Raw genomic sequence first — 19,558 nt, forward strand, 5'->3', positions numbered from 1 at the left:
AGGACGAAAATGAGAGCTTTATGCGTGATCAGCGGCGGCATGGACAGCGCGACCTGCGCATACATCGCGAGGCGCGAAGGTTACGAGATCGTGGCGCTGCATTTCGATTATAATCAGCGCACGATGGCCAAGGAGCGTGAGTGCTTCAGTAAAATTTGCGACGATTTAGGGGTCGCAAAGAGGTTGATTTTAGACGCTCGCTTCATCGCGCAGATCGGCGGCAGCGCCCTTACGGACGGTACCTTGCCGATCAGAAAGGGCGCGGCGGAGCTTTGCGGTGCGGTAAATACTACCGGCGCTAAGATTGATAGTGCGGCAAATTCCAAGAGCACCTGCCTAGAAGGGCAAAATTCTATTGCGGCAAATTCTACTAATGCCGAGATTGGCAGGCAAAATTTCATCGCATCAAATTTCTCGGAGGGCTCCGCGGACGCTACGCTCGGTGCAGATTTGGCGCGAAATAGCGGCGGTTGTGCGCAGAAAGACGAAATTTTAACCCAAAACGATGAAGCTTCACTTAGGGACGATGAAATTTCACCGCAAGGCAGTAAAAATCCGGCTCAAGGCGGCAAAATTTTAGCTAGCGATGACAAAATTTCACCGCAAGACGGCGAAATTTTACCTCAAAGCGAAGCCGAGCCGCAGCAGGGCGATAAAATTCCACCCAAGCACGCAGGCGATAAAATTCCACTTAAGCAGGCGGGGGGTAAAATTTTACCACAAAGCCAAAACAATCAAATTTCATCGCCAAGTCGAAGCGATAAAATTTCACCACCAAGCGGTGAGGGCGTGTTTTTGGATCTGCCGAGCACCTACGTGCCGTTTCGCAACGGCGTGTTTTTGAGCATCGCCGCCGCGCTCGCAGAGAAGGAGCGCTGCGACGCGATTTTCATCGGCGTGGTGCAGGAGGATAGCAGCGGCTACCCCGATTGCGGCGCGGAGTTCATCGGCGCGTTTGAGCGAGCGCTCGATCTGGGCACGAGCCGCGACTTTCATCCGCGCATCAAAACCCCGCTCGTGCACCTTAGCAAGGCGCAGATCGTCTCGCTGGCGCTTGAAATCGGCGTGCCGTTAGAGCTTACGTGGAGCTGCTACGAGCGCGAGGACGCTGCGTGCGGGCTTTGCGACAGCTGCCTGCTGCGACTTAAGGGCTTTGCGGGCGCCGGCGCGAAAGATAAAATCCCCTACGCGATAGAAGCTTAGGCGCGACGCGACGAAATTTAATCGCGACGCGCCGAAATTTACCGAGCCCGCGTAGCGTGTAATCCGCATAGCGTTTAAATTTGAAACACCGCATGATTTGCGGCTAGATTTAAACGCGCGGCGGCTTGCACTTTAGCGCGCGCCGAGCCGCGGCTGTAAATTTAAACTGCGCTTCGGAATTTGAAAAATTTTAACGCGAGCGTTGCATGTGGTTTGAGGCGAAAATCCATTATAAATTTACCTCCTACGCTATATTTATGAGCGCATAGGCGAATATAAACATAGCGTAGTATAATCTGAGAATTAAATTTTAAGGAGTGGAGAATGGCATTTGTTGCGGAATATATTTCGAAAGAGGATATTGAGAAATATGGCGTTATTGACATAGTAAATAGCTCCAGAGCAAATTTTGGTGAACTTCCATTGGGCGATCAACGTATAGAGCAGCTTGATTGGGTCATCGATAGGCAGAGGGATATTTGGTTTATCTTTGCTTGCGATCCGCACTTACCGGATCCGCGAGATGGATTTACGGGTTAGGAGATTTATATTTTATGCTATAAGGGTAATGTTATCGAGCTTGATATAAGGCGAATTTATGACGAGACTACAAGTAAAATGCTCGCAGATAATCCGTTTTTTATAAAATATAAGCTGGAAAATATCAATTCTAGTCTTGACGGAATTTCGTTAGACGAGCTTTATAAAATTTTAAAAAAAGCTCTAACGGAATATGGTAATCGCGGTATTGACGGTAGAGAAAATTTACCAAAAGAACACGAAGTCGTAACTTTTCTACACGATTAAGAAAACGTAAAAACGACAAGCTAACAAAAAGCCGATCAAATTTTAGTAGATATTGCAAGCGACAAGGACGTGCAACGTTAGCGGCACCGACGGCGGTGCGAGAACGAAAGGAATTTAGCAAAACATGGCGCGAGCCCGAAACGCGATGTGTAAATTCAAAGCGAATTTTATCCAAAATCTAACCGTGAGCGAGTGCGAGATAAAATTTTACTCAAACGTCCAGCGCGTGAGAATCCGCTAGCGGACGCAGATTATTTGTAAATTTTAAAATTTCACTCAAACGCCGAGCGCAGATTTAGATGCGGAATGATTTCAAGCTCTGCGGGCGCCGTAAATTCCTTTTTACGTAGCTTTTCTATCGCCGCGCGCGCGATCATAGCGGCATTGTCGGAGCAAAATTTCATCGGCGCAAAAAGCATCTCGCAGCTCGCCCGCCCGCACAAATCCGTCAAAAGCCCGCGCAGATGCAGGTTCGCGCTCGCTCCGCCCACGACGCCGAAGCGCTCAAAGCGGCGCAGCTCAAAGATCCGCTGTAATTTATCCAGTATGTGCGCGCACGCCGCGTCCTCAAAGCAGCGCGCCAGATCGCGCATCGCCCGCTCATCCAGCTCGCCCGCCTCTTTTAGCTTTTCGATCTGCACGCGCACGGCGTTTTTAAGCCCCGAAAAGCTATACTCCAGCCGCTTATCGCCCTTCAGCGGCACGGGCAGCTCAAACCGCGGCTCGCCCCCTTTTGCAAGCTCCTCGATGAGCGCGCCGCCCGGATAGCCGAGGCCTAGCATTTTGGCGATCTTATCGAAGCTCTCGCCGAAGCTGTCGTCGCCGGTGGTCGCTAAAATTTCGATACCCCCCGCAGCGCCGATATCCAAAACCATCGTATGCCCGCCGCTAACGAGTAAAACGCCCATCGGAAATCGCGCCTCGCCGCCTAAAAACAGCGAGTAAACGTGGCCTATGAGATGATTTACGCCGATGAGCGGCAAATTTAGCGCGAGCGCGAGCGCTTTTGCCATATTCACGCCGCCGATCAGGCTCACGCTAAGCCCTGGGGTATTGGTCGCTGCGACGGCGCTAAGCTCGCTAAAATAGGGCTTTGCGCGCTGCAAAATCCGCGGCAGCGCCTCCGTATGCAGCCTCGCGGCAAGCTCGGGCACGACGCCGCCGTATTTGGAGTGATCGGCCTCCTGGCTTATTTTTTCGTAAAATTTCAGCTCGAAACTGCGCTCATCCATCACCGCGACCGAGCTGTCGTCGCAGCTGCTTTCAATAGCAAGTATCACACAAAATCCTTAAAATTTTTCGCTCATTATACTCAAAAATCGGCGCTATGGAATAGATGAAATTTTAAAATTTAAAGCGGCGTGCCCTAGATTTGGTCGCGACTTGCTCGCGGGGCTAAATTTTAAAATGTGCCGTTCGGCTCGGTCGCGGTTTGTATGCCGCGTCGGGTAAAATTTCAGATAGATGAAATTTTAGCAGTTTAAATTTAGCGAGCAAATTTAAAAAGGCCTTTGGATTTTAAAGCTCCAAAGGCCGTTGTGATTAAATTTAGCGGCAAATTTAAAGGCTAAATTTCGGGCTCTTGCTCCTGCTTTTTCTCGCCGCTTGGGATTGCCGTGTCGTACCAGTCGAGCTTGCGCGTAAAATACATCACCAACGAGATCACCGCGAATATCATTAGACTTCCCATTAATAGGGCGTAGTCTTCGGAATTTAAGATGACGTAGAGGATCAGATATGAGACGAGCTGAACGCAGGTGATGAAAACGCCCCAGCGCACGCCTTTAAATATCGCGCTTGCGTAGAAAAACACTATCGCGCTGACCGCGATCGCCGAGATGGCGTAGCTAATCGCAAAGCCCATATGCTCGGAAAGCGAAAGCACCAACAGGTAGAAAACGACGTCTTCAAGACCGATGAGAAGGTACTGTATCGGGTGGATGCGCTCGCGGGTATATACTTCGCAAAGAAAGATCGCTAAAAACGGCACCGCTAAGAACAGCAGCGCGTAATTCGTGCAGCGCATAATTAGCGAGTAGTTGTTCACGGGCTCGATGAAGCTAATGCTTACGGCATCGTTTCTATCGTCGTCCCTGCGCCAGTTCGTCATAGCGACGCGGTCGTTTTGATCGGCAAGCCACGCAGGCGATATGCCCGCAGCAGGCCCAGTTACTTCCCAAGAGGCTTTAAAACCCTGCGCGCTTACTTCGCGCGATTTGGCGATGAAACCGCCGCCGAAGCTAGGCGATGCCCAGGTAGAGCTAACGTCGAAGCGGCTATTCTGCGCGATAGGAGCAAGATGCAAAGCCTTGCCGCCTTGAATTTTAAGCGTACCGGAGATATTGAAATCTGATGAGAGCACCGAAGACGGGAGTTTGTAGATTAAATTTCGCTCAAAGATCTTCGCTTCGACGTTGCCGTGATACTGTTTGAGCTCCGTGCCGTTTAAATTTAGACTAGGAAAGGCCGTGAAGGATTTTTGATCGCCGACTCCAAGCACCAGCACGGTTTCGTCGAAATTTAGCTTTGAGGGATCAACGCCGAGCTCCGCGTAGTTTATCGCCTCGAAGTCCGCCTTAAGCGCGAAGTCGCCGTTATATATCGGGACGCGAAAAATTCCGCGCTTTAGATAGATCGGATCGATCTCCGCCACGAGGGAGTAGTTTTTAGGCACGATGATAAAATTTTTGTTTATCTGCCTTTTTACGATATTTCCGCTGCTATCGTCCACCGCTCCGATTATCTCTTTATATGGCACCACGATCGCAAGTCCTTGGATTTGCAGCTCGCCGCCGACGGGATTGAGTATCGATTCCTCGGCGCGCATTTTGGTATCCGAGCGCGAATAGGTGATATTGTCGATGAAGGTAAGCGGGATCAGCAGCAATAAAAGCAGCACTAAAACGATGAACGGCTTCGTCCAAAACGCTCCTCGGATGGCATTTTTGGTGGAATTTAACATAGGCTCTCCTTTATATAAATTTAAAACGGAATTTTAACGATGAAGAGTAAACGGACGGCGCTTGAAGCGGGAGGAATTTTATAAATTCTAAAGGAACTTCGGATGTGAAGCGCTGCGAATATCGCTTTGAATTTTGGGAATTTCTCCGCAAGCTAGAATTTCATTGCGAATGAGAATTTTGCTATTCGCAAGAATTTTACGAGAAAATTTATGTTAGTAGAATTTAAAAGCTTGAAATTCTAAGTCTAAGAATTTCAAATTTATAAAGCCCTTAGAATTTTGAAATTCCAAGGGCTTTGAATTTTTAAAATTTCGCCGCTTTAGCGTGCAAAATTTCGTGCCGTCATCTCGCGTAAGCTTTAAAAATTTATACGCCACGCTTAGCTTGAAATTCCGTCCCGGCTCCCAGTCGATAGCGTTTGAATCACCGGTGAAATCGGCGCTGCGCTGCGAGTGCGACGCGTAGGCTTTATCAAAGAGATTATAAACACCCGCGTTGATCTCTAGCCCCTTAAATCGCCCGCTATCCGGAGCGTAGGTCGCATATAGATCGTGAACCGCGTAGCTAGGCACTTTTGTTTTTTCGTCGCTATTTGCGGAGGCTACGTTTTTGGAGTCGAAAAAGAGCAAGTTATAGCCCAGCAGTAGATCCGCCGCAGAGATTGCGTATTCGGCATTGAAGGTGTATTTATCGCCATAGTCGCGGTAGCCGATAATGTTTGAGCTTAGATAGCCCGAGCCGCTGCGCACGCGGTCTTTATATTCTACGTGCTGGTGTGTGTAACCCGCAGCAAGGCTCAAATCATCTAATATCAATCTTGCGAAAAGCTCGACGCCGTCAATGTCCGCACCGCCTGCATTAGCCCTGCATAAGGTGCCCTGCGCGCCTCCCGGGCAGCCGACGATTCCGCCCGCCGCATTGTTATCTACGATGAGATTTTTATATTCCGTCCTGAAATATTTTGCGGTTAGGCTTACCGAGGAATTCTCTCCTAGCTCGCTTTTGTAGCGACCGCCTATTTCGTAGGCGTTACCCGTAGTGGCTTTTAAATTTTCGTTAGCCATCCAGCTTAGTGGTCTGCCGCGGCTAGTGCCCGCAGCCATCATGCTCTCCATTACGTCAGGTCCTCTAAATACCCGCGCATAGCTCGCAAACGCTCCAAATCCCGCGCCAATCTCGTAATCAAGCGCTAAAGCAGGGCTTACTTCGTTGAATTTATATTTGTAGCTAGAGATATTAGCGCCTCTACCGTTGTAAGTCTTTAGCTCGTGCCTTTCGTAGCGCACGCCAGGAGTTACCGTAAGCCCGCCGTATCGCATAGCATCCTCGATATAAAAGCTATAATTATCGACCTTCTCGGGGCGTAGATTGCCGGGCTTGACGTAGTTTTCGGAGCGGTAGTAATCAAAGCCGTAACGCAATGTATGAGCAAGATCGCCCGTTTCAAATTTACTCTTAGCGCCGATTTTGCCACCCTTGGTCTCGACGCCCCATTTTGAGCCCGACGAAGTAGAGCCAATGCGTTGATGCTTTGTGTAGTATCCAGTGATGTCGAGTTCTAGCAGGTCGCTTGGATTATACGTGTATTTGATCGTGTGTGTATCGCGCTCGTATTTGCGGTTATCCAGCTGCCCGTTTAGCCATGAGCCGAATTCCGGTCGCAGCGGATAGAGACCTTTATACTGCATATGCTCGGTAGAGAGCGAAATTTTATGAAAATCCAAAAAGCTATAGCCCGCTTTTAATAAATAATTTATATCGTTGCCGTCGCCGCCCGTAGGCTTGCCGTTGCCCGATTCGCCGAAGCCGTATCCGTAGTGCTTAAACGCAGCAAGCATATCTAGGCTATCAAACGCTCTGCCGTAGAGCATCGCGCTTTGCGAATAGCCTTCGTTATTGCTCGTATAGCCCACTTTGAGCTTGGCGCCGATATCCCGACCGTCCTCCTCAAGCAGATCAGAAGCATCCACCGTCTTAAAAGCTACCGAGCCACCCAAGGCGCCCGAGCCGTTCACGACCGAGCGCGCGCCTACATCGACCTCTACGGCTTTGATAAGATCAGGATCGATTAGTAAATCGGCGTTGTGATGAAAAGTATTGCCGTTTTGCTTCGCGCCGTCAATCGTGATATTTAGACCGCGATCGCTCACGTCGCGCATATAAATTTTTTGATTCATGCCGTTGGTGCCGCCCACATAAACGCCTGGGATGTCGCGAAATACGTCTTTGACGAGCGTAGCGTTGCGAGTATTGATTTTGACATCATCCACGGTGCTAGGCGTGCTAGAATCGCTAGTAACTTCGATTACGCCCAGGCTTTGCGTATTTGAATCCTTGCTTTTGGATGCGTCCGTAGCGCTTGATTTCTCGTCTGCTTGCGCGCTTAAGCAAAGAACTGCCACAAGGACAAAGCCAGATGAAATTTTTTCATACGAAACTCCTAAATGATAATAAGATTAAAAAACGGCAAATAATATAAAATCAATCCTTTATTTTATATTAATTATCAAGACGTTTTAAAATCATTAGAATTTTATCTCCGAATGCTTTGTTATCATTAAATAAAGCTAAATGATAAAATATAATTTAAATATCGCTCATCAAAATTTTAGTAAAAATTAAATCTACTTTTGATAAAATCGCTCATTTTTAGCAAACCGATCTGCTAAATTTATAAAATTTTTAAAATTCTTAAGGAGAGCTTATGGGCATTATGGAATTTTTGGCGCGTTACGTGGATTACATTATCTTTGCAATCCTCGGATTTATGAGCTTTTTGGTCGTGTGGTTCAGTATCGAAAGGCTGCTTTTTTATTCGAAGGTTAAAGCTAGCAATTACAAAAGCAAGGCGCTATATGAAGAGGCTCTGACAAAAAATTTAACGACGCTTTATATTGTTTATTCAAATGCTCCGTACATCGGTCTTTTAGGTACTGTCATCGGCATTATGATCACATTTTTTGATATGAGTACTGCAAGCGGTATCGATACCAAGGCTATCATGCAAGGTCTCTCGCTTGCCCTTAAAGCTACGGCTACGGGTCTAGTAGTCGCCGTGCCTACGCTTATCATCTACAATGGCTTTGTTCGCAAGGTAGATGTGCTTCTAAACCGCTACGATGAGGTTAAATAAATGAGCATTCCTAGACGAGACGGGCTAAATATCGTCCCGTTCATTGACATTATGCTGGTGCTGTTAGCGATCGTGCTTAGTGTCTCGACTTTCATTGCGCAGGGGCATATCAAGGTAAATCTTCCATCTTCTTCAAGCTCGCAAAATCCGCAAGAGGATAAAAAAGTTACCATCAAAGTGGATAGCGAATCTAAAATTTATCTAGACGATATTGCAATAAGCGAGGATGAGCTTGAGAAAAAAATTGCCGCACTCGATAAAAACGATCTTGTCGTATTGAAAAACGATAAAGACTCGAAATTTTCCTCTTTCATTTCTATCATGGATGTCCTAAAAAAGGCGGGCCATGAAAAATTTGCGATCGTGACCGAAAAAGAGCAATGAATAAAGATAGCGCAATAGGCTTCATTGTATCTTTGGTGCTGCATTGCATCATCGCTGTGGGTGTTTTTGCTCTTTTATCGTCGGCACCGAAGCCGCCTAGCATGCCCGATATGATAGCCTTTTCCATCGATAGCATAATGGATGATGCCAAGCAGGGCGATATCTCCGATGAGCCCAATATCCCGCCTCCTTCCGATCAGTCCGAACCGGATCCTGAGCCCGAGCCCATTCCGCCGGAGCCCGAGCCCGAACCGGAACCAACTCCGCCTGAGTCAGAGCCAATACCGGAGCCCGAGCCGATTCCTGAACCGGAGCCTATACCAGAGCCTGTAGTTGAAAAACCAAAACCGGTCGAAAAGCCTAAGCCAAAGCCGGTAGAAAAACCAAAACCGATCGAAAAACCTAAGCCGAAAAAAGAGCATAAAGTTCAAAGCAGCGATAGGAATTTAACGGCTAAATTTGACCCGACAAAGCCTATTTCGCTGGGTAGCGGCGGGGGCGGCGGCTCTAGTAGTGCAGGTGGTGGTAGCGACGCTATAACAAGCCGCGGAGATCCTAGCAATAGCGATGTCGGCAAGAAAATTTTCGCCATCATTTCTCGCTACGCGCAGTCGCACTACCCTAAAAATGCGCAACGTATGCGTAAAATCGGCGTCGTAGGCGTGCACTTTACCTATACGACAAGCGGCGATGTTAAGGGTCTTCGCGTTACGTCCTCCTCGAATGTCGATTCGCTTGATGAGGGCGCGTTAAGCGCGGTCGAGCGCACAAAAGGTAGCTTTCCAAAGGTCGAGAAAGATATGGAATTTAACTTTAGCATAAAATATACGCTAAATTTTAACTAGCCTTAAAGATTCTACTAAAAACCCCTGCCTGGGCGGTGAAATTTTAAAATTTGCCGCCCTTACCGCTTTATCTTAGCTCACAAAATTCCATCTTGGCGAAGTAAAATTTTAAATTCGCCGCTTTTGCCGCATGAGCTTTTATAAACGGATTGGAGCCTTGAAATTTAAAATTTAAACGGAGAAAATTATGTCTTTTCAAATTTAGCCAAGCAAGCATCTTAAAGCGTTAAAATTTTAAATTTAAGCTGCGAAATTGCTAGGAAATTCCACTGATTTTAATGGAATTTTTACTATAATTTCGTATGAAATTTAAAAGATTAAAGGAAATTTATGATAGACGTTTACGACTTGGCGGTGATCGGCGGCGGTCCTTGCGGCATCGCTTCCGTAGTAGAAGCCAAAAGAAACGGGCTTGCGCACGTGCTTCTGCTTGAAAAAGGCGACAACCACTCTCAAACGATTAGGCAGTTTTACAAAGATAAAAAGCGCGTAGATAAAGAATATAAAGGTTTTGACAGCGAGACGCGCGGCTCTATTTCGTTTGAAACCGGCACAAAAGAGAGCGTGCTAAATTATTTCGACGAGCTCTTAGATAGCGACGAAATTGATACGAATTTCAAAAGTGAGGTCGAAAAGATCGAAAAGCACGCAGATGAGTTTTATATTACAACTAGCTCGGCTGGATACCGCGCGCGCAACGTCATCGTCGCAATTGGCAGGATGGGCAAGCCCAATAAGCCTGCTTATAAAATTCCGCCTTCGATCACGCAACGAGTAAATTTCAATCTTGATAAATGCACGATCAATGAAAAAATTCTAGTCGTCGGAGGCGGTAACTCAGCCGCGGAATACGCTATAGCGCTATGCAAGACCAATGTCGTGACGCTTTGCTATCGCAAGGCTAAATTTACCCGCCTAAACGAGACGAACGAAAGCGACGTAATGCGCGAGACCAAATACGGCAACATCATCTTGCGTTTAGGCATCGATATAGAGGCTCTTGAGAATGAAAACGGCAAGGTGCTGGTAAAATTTGATAATGGCACCGAGCTCGTATTTGACCGAGTGATCTACGCGATCGGCGGCACGAGCCCGATCGATTTTCTTAAAAAATGCGGCATCGCTTACGATGAAAACGGCGTACCGATCGTGGATGAAAATCTTCAAACCGCTACTAGCGGGCTTTACGTCGGCGGAGATCTCATCAGCAGAAGTGGTGGATCGATCGTGGTGGCGATAAATCACGCCCATACCATCATCAAAAACATCCGCAAATGAGGCTTTATCAGCCGAAAAAGGGCTACCGCTACACGAGCGATACGATTTTTTTGTGGAATTTCATTAGAACGAGAAATTTTAAAAACGGGCGGAATTCTGCGGTAAAAGAGGGCGCAAGCGACGTTTCAAAGGCGGAAAGAGGCGAAAGCTCCGCTTGCTGCGCGGTGGAGTTTAATCCGCGAGCGATCTGCGGCGACGTGCTTGACGTGGGAGCCGGGTGCGGGATTTTAGGGCTTTTGTTAAAGCGGGATTTTGAGAGCATTAATCTAAGCTTGTTAGAAATTCAAGAGCGAAATTTAGAAATCCTAAGGCTAAATTCTTTGCAAAACGATTTGCCTGCCGAGATTTTGCACGCGGATTTCGCGGAGTTTAAAAGCGAAAAGCGCTTCGATTTCATCGTCTCAAATCCGCCATTTTACCGCGAGCGCATTTCGCTTAGCAAAGAGCCTCACACGGCGCTTAGCAAAAGCGCTTCGAGCCTTAGTTTGCAAAGCTTTATAAGATCGGCGAACTCGCATCTTAAGCCTGACGGCGCGCTGATTTTTTGCTACGATGCGGGCAAGATCGGTAAAATTTGCGAAATTCTGGCTAAGCTTAAGCTAAATTTAGTGCGGCTCGGCTTTGTTTATCCAAGCTATGATAAAGCCGCCAAGCTAGCACTCGTCGAGGCTCGCAAAAACTCGCGCGCGCAGTGCGAAATCATCGCGCCGCTTTATGCCAGCGCGCAGGGCGAGCGCACCGAGCAAGCCCACGCGATCTACAAAAGCGCGGATCTGACGAGCGTGGATTATGAGTGAGTTCGGCTTTAGCTTCGATGCAAGCGCGTGCGAGCGCTGCGGCGGCAAGTGCTGCACGGGAGAGAGCGGCTATATCTGGATAGATGAGAGCGAGATCGCGGCACTTGCGGTAAAATTTGAAATTTCGCCCGCGGAGCTTAAAAGGGCGTATTTGGACAGGATAGGCGCTAGATTTAGCGTAAAAGAAAAGCCCTTTGAAGGCGGTTTGGCGTGCGTGTTTTTTGACGAGGCGCAGCGCAACTGCGGGATTTACGAGCTGCGCCCGAAGCAGTGTCGCAGCTTTCCGTTTTGGGAATATTTTAAAACGCATACTAAAGAATTGGAGGAAGAATGCATCGGGGTAAAATTCTAAATAAATTTTTGATCATTTCGGCGCTCTTTGCGGCGCTTAACCTAAGCGCGGCGGATGGCGCTATTAAATTTAACGGATCAAGTGGCGCCGTAAACGGCGATAATAACCTGATTTTAGATGAGAAAACAGCGGATCTAAATTTAAACCGCAGCATAGCGGACGCGGGATATGAGCAAAAACAGCGTCGCTCTAAGCCAAAGCGCGGCGTAAAAGGCGGCGCTAAAGATGCTGCAAAAATAGACGCTGCGAGACAGGACGCTTTAGATCACGGCGTGAGCGAGAAAGATATCACGCAAGAAAGACTTAAGCGCGCGCTGAAGGCGCAGGCAAACGCGGAGCTAAATTTCGACCTTTTAACGGCGATGGAGCTAGCCTACAAAGACCCGCTCGCATCTATGCTTTTATACGAAAAGGCGTATCAGAAAACGGGCTCGTCCGTCTATCTTTTAGAGGCGCTAAAGATGGCGTTTGCGATCAAAGATCGAAAAAATACCGAGCGCTATTTGAAGCTCGGAGAGAAGAGCTTGGCGGATGATTCCGAATATCTGCGCGTAAAGATCGGCTACTATCTAGGCAAAAAGGCGAACATAGACGCAAATACCGTGGCGCTTAAGCTCGTCACCGTCGATCCTAGCGCGCGCAGCTACGCGATCTTGGCGGCGACATATTACGCGATGGAAAATTACGAGCTCGCGAGGCAATATTTTGAAAAGGCCTACGGCTTAGACAAAACGGATGAAAATTTGATCCGCCTTTGCGACGTGCTGCTAAATAAACTAAACGATTCCGATTCCGCCATCCGCATCATTGAGACGCACAGGCGCATTTACGGCTGCGGAAGCGGCATGGCGTGCGAAGTGCTAGCCGACGTCTACCGCGCGGATAAGCGCTATTTGGATGTCGCCAAGATCGATGAGGCGCTTTACGAGGCGAAGGGCGATACGAAATTTTTAGACGATATGATCGCGATATATTATTATTCAAACGACTTTGACAAGATCATCGAACTGCTTAAAAAATATGACTACAAACCAGAGCTTTTGATTGACGCCTATGCGCGCAAGAAGGACTACAAAACCGCGATCAAAATGGCTCGCGACGAGTTTATAAAGACGAAAAATTATGATTTTTTAGCGATCGAGGCGATATACGAATATGAAAGCGTCGGCAAAAATGTGGACGCCAAGACCCTATCCAGCGTCGTGGAGAAGTTTGAAAATATCGCGCCGCAGCTTAAAGACCCTGTACATCTAAACTACTACGGCTACATTTTGATCGATCACGATCTGGACGTGAAAAAGGGGATAGACTACGTCCAAAAGGCGCTTAAGATCGAGCCCGATTCGCCATACTACATCGACTCGCTCGCTTGGGGATACTATAAGCTTGGCGAATGCGACAAAGCAAAGCAGCAGATGGATAGGATCAAAGACACGGAATTTTTCGAATCCCCCGAAGGCAAGGAGCATATAATGGCGATCGATGCGTGTATGCACGGCGGTAAAAGCTCCACTCCGCAAAGTCCGGCAGCTCAAAATTCTACTCCGCAGAGCTCGGCAGCTCAAAATTCTACTCCGCAGAGCTCGGCAGCAAATTCTATAAATTCCGCCGCGCAAACTCCCGGTAAAAATCCCGGAAATCTTGCGCCGATAGATTCCGCAAAGCAGGAGCCGCCCTCGTCAAATTTACCCGAAACGCACCCTACGAATAGGGGAGAGCAGTGATTTTAGACGAAATTTTAAAGCGCACCCGCGAGGATCTGGTGCTTCGTAAAGAAAGGCTGCCCGAGGATCTGCTCGGCCGCTCGCTAAGCGCCAATCCCTACGAGCCGCGCGACGTCATAAGAGCGCTTAGAAGCGATGAGAAGGATCCGCTTCGCATTATCGCCGAGATTAAAAAGGCAAGCCCGAGCAAGGGGATCATCCGCGAGGATTTTGAGCCGCTAAGCCTTGCGGTGGAGTACGAAAATGCAGGCGCCAGCGCCTTTTCGGTGCTTACCGAGCCGCATTATTTCAGGGGCGATTTGGAGTTCATCCCGCAGATCCGCCGCTACACTCGCACGCCCATTTTGCGCAAGGATTTCATCGTCGATCGTTATCAGGTCCTCGAGGCGCTGGTTTACGGCGCGGATTTTATCCTGCTGATCGCCAAAGCCCTGGAAGGCAAACAGCTAAGAGAGCTGCTCGAGTTTGCCCGCAGGCTGGGACTTGAGGCGCTGTGCGAGATCCATGATAAGGACGATCTGAAAAAAGTGGTCTTCGCAGGTGCGGGTATTATCGGCATCAACCATCGAAATTTAGAGACTTTCGAGGTCGATACGAGCCTGAGCGAGCGGTTGATCCCGCTGATTCCAAACGGCAAGATCATCGTTGCCGAAAGCGGCCTGCACTCGCACGAGCAGCTTAAAAGCCTGCACGAGGCGGGCGTAGATGCGTTTTTGATCGGCGAGCATTTTATGCGCCAAAATGACGTCGACGCGGCACTGCGCGAGATAAAGCTCGGCGCGGGCGGCAAAATTTAAATTTGGCTCGTTTGATCGCGCAAGCTTAACCCGAAGCGAGCGGTTAAATTTAGCGAACGGAGCGAAATTTTAAGACAGTAAATTTTAAAATTTGTAAAATTCGGCGGACTTTAAAATTTAACGTCTCTTTAAATTTAGCGCCGTGGCGCAATTTGATACCGCATGCCGCAATTTAATATCGCACATCGCGCGAGAATTCACGCTGCGCTTTGGCATAGTGAGTTTATTATTGCGCGCCGCGCGAGCGGTTGCGGAGTGAGGTTTAAATTTACGCTTTGCGTAGCTTCGCGCAGACCGAGGTTGCGCTTGTGGAATTTGACTGCTTAGGATTGCGCGTTTGCCGTAATGCCCCGCATGTCGTACGCTTACGCAAGCCTATTATTGGCGATTATATACGGCGCCGTAAATTTAATCGCAGCTCGCGATCTAAGCCGCCTTGGCTGCGATACGCCGCGATTAAACTTCGGCTGTATTACAGCTGTGCCGTGACCGCGCCGCGTTAAATTTTACCGCGTGTTGCGATGGTGATTGCAGCGCAGGTTTGGCACCGCGTACCGTGCCTGTGAGTGCGTCAAAGTTTTGTTATAATGCGCCGCGCAAACGACCGTGTAGATTCGATATCGCAGCCGTGTAGGCGTACGTGCGCTTTGGCATCGCGAGCTTGTTATCGCACGCCGCGCAAACGGCTACGGTGCGGATTAGACGCTATGTTTGCCGCGCGATAAGTGTTCGCCAAATGCGCACCAACGTCCGCCGCGGGCTTTGATCCGCAGAGTGCGTATTGCGCCGAAGTGCCTCGCGATTGCAAAGCGCGTCCCGTCCCGCCACGTGCATAGCTCCGCATCATGCGAGCAAACGCAAGTCGCGTAAATAAAATTCTATGAAATTTAGAAGTTTTAAATTCCAAATTTCATAGAATTTTGCGAAACGCAAATTTTAAAATTCCATAGAATTTTGGAATTTCGGAAAGGAAAAGAGATGGATTATCTTTGCGCCCCTTGGCGAAGCGAGTATTTTACCGAAAAAAGAAGCGGCTGTCCCTTCTGCGACGCGGCGGCGGATGCGGCGTTTGATGATCGCAACGGCGTGCTTTTTCGCGCGCGGCACTGCTTTGGGGTGATGAACCTCTACCCCTACAGCCCGGGCGCGTTTATGGTCATACCCTACGAGCATGTCGATAATATCGAGTGCCTTAGTGACGATACGTGGGCGGAGATGAGTCGCTACGTGCGCGCCGGAGTGGGGATTTTAAAGCACACTCTGGGCGCAAACGGCGTGAATATCGGCATGAACCTCGGCGCCGCCGCGGGTGCTGGTATCGCCGAGCACGTGCACTATCATCTCGTGCCACGGTGGCAGCGCGATACGAATTTTATCACTACTATCGCAAACGTCCGCGTAAACGGCGTTTCGTTCGCCCCGCTTTTTGAGAAGCTAAAAGCGGCTTACGCGGAGATTAAAATTTAAAACAGAGGATTGAGATGATTGCGTTTCAGGTAAAAAAAGATGGAAAATGGGGTTTTATCGATAAAACGGGAAAGGAAATAGCTTCTTGCATCTATGATGACGTTTCGTATTTTAGCGAAGGCCTAGCATGCGTTAGAAAGAACGATAAATTCGGCTTCGTCGATAAAACGGGCAAAGAAGTTATTCCCTGCATATATGATTGGGCCGAGGAGTTTTGCGAGGGCTTAGCGCGGGTTAATAAGAACGATAAATTCGGCTTTATTGATAAAACGGGTAAAGAGGTGATTTCTTGTATATATGATGATGCTTATAATTTTGACGAAGAACTGGCGGAAGTTCAAAAAAGCGGCTATTGGGGTTTTATCGATAAAACCGGCAAAGAGATCGTTCCTTGTATATATGATGACGTTGGCGTTTTTCGCGAAGGCTTGGCGGACGTTAAAAAGAACGGTTATTGGGGATATATCGATGAAACGGGAAAAGAAGTTATTCCTTGCATATATGATCGGGCCGGGAGTTTTTGCGAAGGCTTAGCAAAGATTGAAAAGGACGGCAAATGGGGCTTTATCGATAAAACGGGCGCAGAGGTAGTTTCTTGTGTATACGAGCTTGCTTGGGATTTTGACAATACTTTGTGCGGATATTATGACGAAATCAAATATTGCGAAGGATACGTTAAAGTCAAAAAAGACGGCAAATGGGGCCTGCTCGATAATGAGGATAATGAAATTGTAAAGCCGATGTTTTACGACGAGATAGAAGTTATTAAAATTCTAAGCGACGACTACGTCAAGATCAATTTAGACGGTCGCGAAACGATCGTGAATAAAAACGGCAAGATAATATCGTAAATTTAAAGGAGAGATAATGGTTAGCGTAGAGCAAGCGATCGAGGATCTGAAAAACGGCAAGATGCTCGTTATGGTCGATGACGTCGATCGCGAGAATGAAGGTGATTTGGTGTTTGCGAGCACCTTTAGCAGCGCACAGAAGGTAAATTTTGCGATCACGCACGCTCGCGGAGTGCTGTGCGTGGCGCTTAGCCCGGAGATTGCGCAGCAGCTAGATCTAAATTTGATGGTCGATAAAAACACCTCCAGCCACGAGACCGCCTTTACCGTCACGATCGACGCAAAGGACGCCAAGACGGGCGTAAGCGCGTATGAGCGCAATATGACGATCGAGCTGATGTCGCGCGTAGGCGCTCGCGCGGATGATTTCGTCCGCCCTGGGCATATCTTCCCGCTCATCGCCAAAAGCGGCGGCGTGCTCGCCCGCACGGGGCACACCGAGGGCTCTACGGATCTGTGCCGCTTGGCTGGGCTTTCGCAAAGCGCCGTGATCTGCGAGATCGTCAAAGACGACGGCGATATGGCGCGCAGGGACGATCTGGAAAAATTCTGCGCGCAGCACGACATCAATATGATCTCGGTCGCGCAGATCGTGCAGTACCGCCTAAAGCACGAAACTCTCGTTAAATTTAGCGAGCCAAAAAGCGCTCTGCTGTGCGGCGAAGCGGCGAAATTTTACGACGTGAGCGATCACGAGGGCAACGAGCACCGCGCCTATATTTTCGGCGAGCCCGAAAAGGGCGCGCAGACGAACGTGAAATTTCATAAAATTTCAAGCGATCTGGAATTTTTAAGCGATACAAAATTTAACGATTTCATGCGCGATCTGGACGTTTTGCGCAAAGAGGGCGGCGTACTTTTGATGCTAAAATCCGCGCAAAATCGTGCCGATTTTAAGAGCTTTGGCATCGGAGCGCAAATTTTAGCGCATCTGGGCGTGAAAAAAATCAAAATTTTAAGCAAGAGCGAGCCGAAAGACTACGCGGGGCTTAGCGGATTCGGGATCGATATAGTTTGATAGCTCACATCGATTTGGACAGCTTCTTCGTCTCTGTAGCTAGGCTCGCCGATCCCGCGCTTGTGGGCAAAAAGATCGCGGTCGTCGGTGGCGGCGACGAGGAGATTTTCGGCGGCGGGGGCGCGGAGCTTGGCAGCGTGATTTTAAGCGCGAGCTACGAGGCCAGAGCGGACGGCGTGCACTCGGCTCAGCCCGTTAAAATCGCGCTCGGACTCTGCCCGCAGCTGATTTTAGTGCGCGCGCGGCACGGCGAATACCGAAAAATTTCACGCGAAATTTATGAGTTTTTACTAAACTTTACGCCCGAGATCGAAAAATTTAGTATCGACGAGTTTTTTCTAAATTTACGCGGCACGGCTTACGACGCGGACGCGCTGAGCTTTGCCGCGTTTTTGCAAAGCGAGATTATGCGCCGCTTTAGTCTTCCGTGCAGCGTAGGTCTTAGCGAAGCAAAACTGATCGCAAAGCTCGCCACTAGCCTTGCCAAACCCTTCGGCGTGCGGCAAATTTTAAAATCGCAAATCGCGCGCGAGCTATCCGCCGTGCCTGTGGCAAAATTCCCGGGCATCGGCAAGGCGGCGCAAAAAACGCTCGGCAAATACGGTATCGTAACCTTCGGCGACGCGCTAGGGCACAGAGAAATTTTTGAAAAGATGGGCGCAAACGGCAGGAAAATTTTCGCAGCCCTTAGCGGCGAGGACGAGGGCGAGGTCGTCTCAAAGCGCGAGCGCAAGAGTATCGGCTTTGGGCGCAGCTTCGCGCCGTGCGCCGATCGGGACGAGCTGCGGCGCAAAATTTTAATTTTGGCGCGCCATTTGGCGGGCGAAGTGCTTGCGAGGGGTCTAAAGCCCGCGACGTATGATCTAAAGATCCGCTACAAATCGCGCGAGGAGTTTTCGCACCAAATCAGCCAGGATAGGGCATTTAGTCTAAGCTTGCTGAGCGAGACCGCGCTTGAGCTGTTTGAGCTCTGCGATGTGAAAAAAGGCGCGCAGATAATCCACGTAGCGCTAAATCTTTCAAATTTCGGCGGCAAATCGGGCGGCTCGCTGCTCTTTGGCGAGATCGATAAGAAGCAGCAGAGCTTAGATCGATCTTTAAGCAGGATTTGGGAAAAATTCGGCATCGAAAAGCTGAAAAAAGCGAGCGAAATTTGATTAAATTTAAAGGAAAAAGATGAAACTAGGCGAGCTATATTCGGTGATCTGCATAATCTTTGCGACGAATTTTAAAGGCGTGATAGATGAGCAGAAGTTGCGCAGCTTGGGCAAAAACTGGATCATCGTAAATAAAAATATCGAGAACAAAAACGGCCATGAACTTTGGCAAAAGGTGCAGAGCGAGGACTACGCGGCGCTAGAGCGCGATTTTGAGACGCTAAAAGGGGCGTTTGAGATGGATTTTTTTAAGCTCATAAGCGAAAGCGAAGTGGAGCTGTTTTATGAAAAATGTCGCTTCAAAAAGCCTTTTGCGGAGCTTAAAAGCGCTCACGCAGCCAATATGCTAGCACTGCTTGCCATGATCTTTAAGCAAAACACGGACGCGAAATCGCATAAAATTTTGACGCTATATCTGGCGCAATTTATTATTCCTAGCTTTTCTGCGCTTGCTACGCACGTGCAGATAAACGCCAAAAGCAGCTACTACAAGGCGCTCGGGTGGTTTTTGGCGGATTTTTGCCGCGTGATGAAAGAGACGCTAGGGCTAAGGGTTTAAAGAAGCGGAATTTTGAAGCTTTGCGGTGCAAAATTTTAAAATTCTAAACGATTTTGGTGGCGCAGCATTCTATGGAATTTTAGAATTTTGCCTGCGCGGAATTTTAGCGGCATGGAATTTTACAAAATTTTAAAATTTTGTAGTCCGTGAAATTTGAGATGAAATTTTAAAGGAAAAATTTGAATTACTGGAACGAAATTTACGCCCACTTTGATCCCGTGGC

Annotated in this window: 17 protein-coding genes and 2 pseudogenes; 16 read left to right on the forward strand and 3 right to left on the reverse strand. The window is 48.5% G+C overall.

Annotated elements, in window-relative coordinates; translation table 11 throughout:
- Positions 1-9: 9 nt before the first annotated feature.
- From Q0438_RS06825 to Q0438_RS06835, 3 genes and pseudogenes are all read left to right on the forward strand, one after another.
- Positions 10-276: pseudogene (locus Q0438_RS06825) on the forward strand (7-cyano-7-deazaguanine synthase); the annotation flags it as partial.
- 534 nt (positions 277-810) lie between these two features.
- Positions 811-1,203: pseudogene (locus Q0438_RS06830) on the forward strand (7-cyano-7-deazaguanine synthase); the annotation flags it as partial.
- A 324-nt stretch (positions 1,204-1,527) separates the two neighbouring features.
- Entirely contained in the window at positions 1,528-1,743 is a 216-nt protein-coding gene (locus Q0438_RS06835) for a hypothetical protein (RefSeq protein ID WP_299189284.1), read from the forward strand.
- A gap of 539 nt (positions 1,744-2,282) precedes the next feature.
- On the opposite strand, the gene tsaD is transcribed toward Q0438_RS06835, so the two are convergent.
- The 3 genes from tsaD to Q0438_RS06850 form a co-directional block, all read right to left on the reverse strand.
- Positions 2,283-3,290 carry a tRNA (adenosine(37)-N6)-threonylcarbamoyltransferase complex transferase subunit TsaD gene (tsaD, locus tag Q0438_RS06840; RefSeq protein ID WP_299189286.1) on the reverse strand — a complete coding sequence of 336 codons (1,008 nt, stop codon included), beginning with the start codon at positions 3,288-3,290 and terminating at the stop codon, positions 2,283-2,285.
- A gap of 287 nt (positions 3,291-3,577) precedes the next feature.
- The gene (gene creD, locus Q0438_RS06845; protein ID WP_299189288.1) at positions 3,578-4,972 is read right to left on the reverse strand and encodes a cell envelope integrity protein CreD; all 1,395 of its coding nucleotides are present in this window, start codon (positions 4,970-4,972) and stop codon (positions 3,578-3,580) included.
- 213 nt (positions 4,973-5,185) lie between these two features.
- Positions 5,186-7,375 (reverse strand): TonB-dependent receptor, encoded by a 2,190-nt coding sequence (locus Q0438_RS06850; RefSeq protein WP_299189291.1) that lies wholly within the window; start codon positions 7,373-7,375, stop codon positions 5,186-5,188.
- Positions 7,376-7,686: 311 nt separating this feature from the next.
- On the opposite strand from Q0438_RS06850, the gene exbB reads away from it, so the two are divergent.
- The 13 genes from exbB (at position 7,687) to Q0438_RS06915 (ending at position 19,335) form a co-directional block, all read left to right on the forward strand.
- On the forward strand, positions 7,687-8,106 hold the full coding sequence (gene exbB / locus Q0438_RS06855) for a TonB-system energizer ExbB (RefSeq protein WP_299189379.1): 420 nt from the start codon (positions 7,687-7,689) through the stop codon (positions 8,104-8,106).
- Positions 8,107-8,490 (forward strand): TonB system transport protein ExbD, encoded by a 384-nt coding sequence (exbD, locus tag Q0438_RS06860; protein ID WP_177389020.1) that lies wholly within the window; start codon positions 8,107-8,109, stop codon positions 8,488-8,490.
- Complete coding sequence (locus Q0438_RS06865) at positions 8,487-9,335, forward strand: energy transducer TonB (protein WP_299189310.1); 849 nt, start codon at positions 8,487-8,489, stop codon at positions 9,333-9,335. Before exbD ends, Q0438_RS06865 begins: the two co-directional genes overlap by 4 nt.
- 330 nt (positions 9,336-9,665) lie before the next feature.
- The gene (locus tag Q0438_RS06870; RefSeq protein WP_299189313.1) at positions 9,666-10,613 is read left to right on the forward strand and encodes an NAD(P)-binding domain-containing protein; all 948 of its coding nucleotides are present in this window, start codon (positions 9,666-9,668) and stop codon (positions 10,611-10,613) included.
- Positions 10,610-11,410 (forward strand): methyltransferase, encoded by an 801-nt coding sequence (locus Q0438_RS06875; RefSeq protein ID WP_299189315.1) that lies wholly within the window; start codon positions 10,610-10,612, stop codon positions 11,408-11,410. The genes Q0438_RS06870 and Q0438_RS06875 overlap by 4 nt, the downstream gene beginning before the upstream one ends.
- The gene (locus Q0438_RS06880) at positions 11,403-11,762 is read left to right on the forward strand and encodes a YkgJ family cysteine cluster protein (protein ID WP_299189329.1); all 360 of its coding nucleotides are present in this window, start codon (positions 11,403-11,405) and stop codon (positions 11,760-11,762) included. The genes Q0438_RS06875 and Q0438_RS06880 overlap by 8 nt, the downstream gene beginning before the upstream one ends.
- Positions 11,741-13,486, forward strand: a complete 1,746-nt coding sequence (locus Q0438_RS06885) for a hypothetical protein (protein WP_299189337.1) — start codon at positions 11,741-11,743, stop codon at positions 13,484-13,486. The genes Q0438_RS06880 and Q0438_RS06885 overlap by 22 nt, the downstream gene beginning before the upstream one ends.
- A complete protein-coding gene (gene trpC / locus Q0438_RS06890; RefSeq protein ID WP_299189339.1) occupies positions 13,483-14,283 on the forward strand; it encodes an indole-3-glycerol phosphate synthase TrpC in 801 nt (266 codons plus the stop codon). Before Q0438_RS06885 ends, trpC begins: the two co-directional genes overlap by 4 nt.
- 978 nt (positions 14,284-15,261) lie before the next feature.
- Positions 15,262-15,750, forward strand: a complete 489-nt coding sequence (locus tag Q0438_RS06895; RefSeq protein ID WP_299189341.1) for an HIT domain-containing protein — start codon at positions 15,262-15,264, stop codon at positions 15,748-15,750.
- A 14-nt stretch (positions 15,751-15,764) separates the two neighbouring features.
- Entirely contained in the window at positions 15,765-16,601 is an 837-nt protein-coding gene (locus Q0438_RS06900; protein WP_299189343.1) for a WG repeat-containing protein, read from the forward strand.
- 16 nt (positions 16,602-16,617) lie between these two features.
- Positions 16,618-17,619 carry a bifunctional 3,4-dihydroxy-2-butanone 4-phosphate synthase/GTP cyclohydrolase II gene (locus Q0438_RS06905; RefSeq protein WP_299189358.1) on the forward strand — a complete coding sequence of 334 codons (1,002 nt, stop codon included), beginning with the start codon at positions 16,618-16,620 and terminating at the stop codon, positions 17,617-17,619.
- Entirely contained in the window at positions 17,616-18,776 is a 1,161-nt protein-coding gene (locus Q0438_RS06910) for a DNA polymerase IV (RefSeq protein ID WP_299189367.1), read from the forward strand. Before Q0438_RS06905 ends, Q0438_RS06910 begins: the two co-directional genes overlap by 4 nt.
- Before the next feature lie 19 nt (positions 18,777-18,795).
- Positions 18,796-19,335 carry a hypothetical protein gene (locus Q0438_RS06915; RefSeq protein WP_299189370.1) on the forward strand — a complete coding sequence of 180 codons (540 nt, stop codon included), beginning with the start codon at positions 18,796-18,798 and terminating at the stop codon, positions 19,333-19,335.
- Positions 19,336-19,558: the final 223 nt, after the last annotated feature.

Origin of the sequence: uncultured Campylobacter sp. (genome assembly GCF_938030785.1) — a bacterium.
Taxonomy (GTDB): domain Bacteria; phylum Campylobacterota; class Campylobacteria; order Campylobacterales; family Campylobacteraceae; genus Campylobacter_B.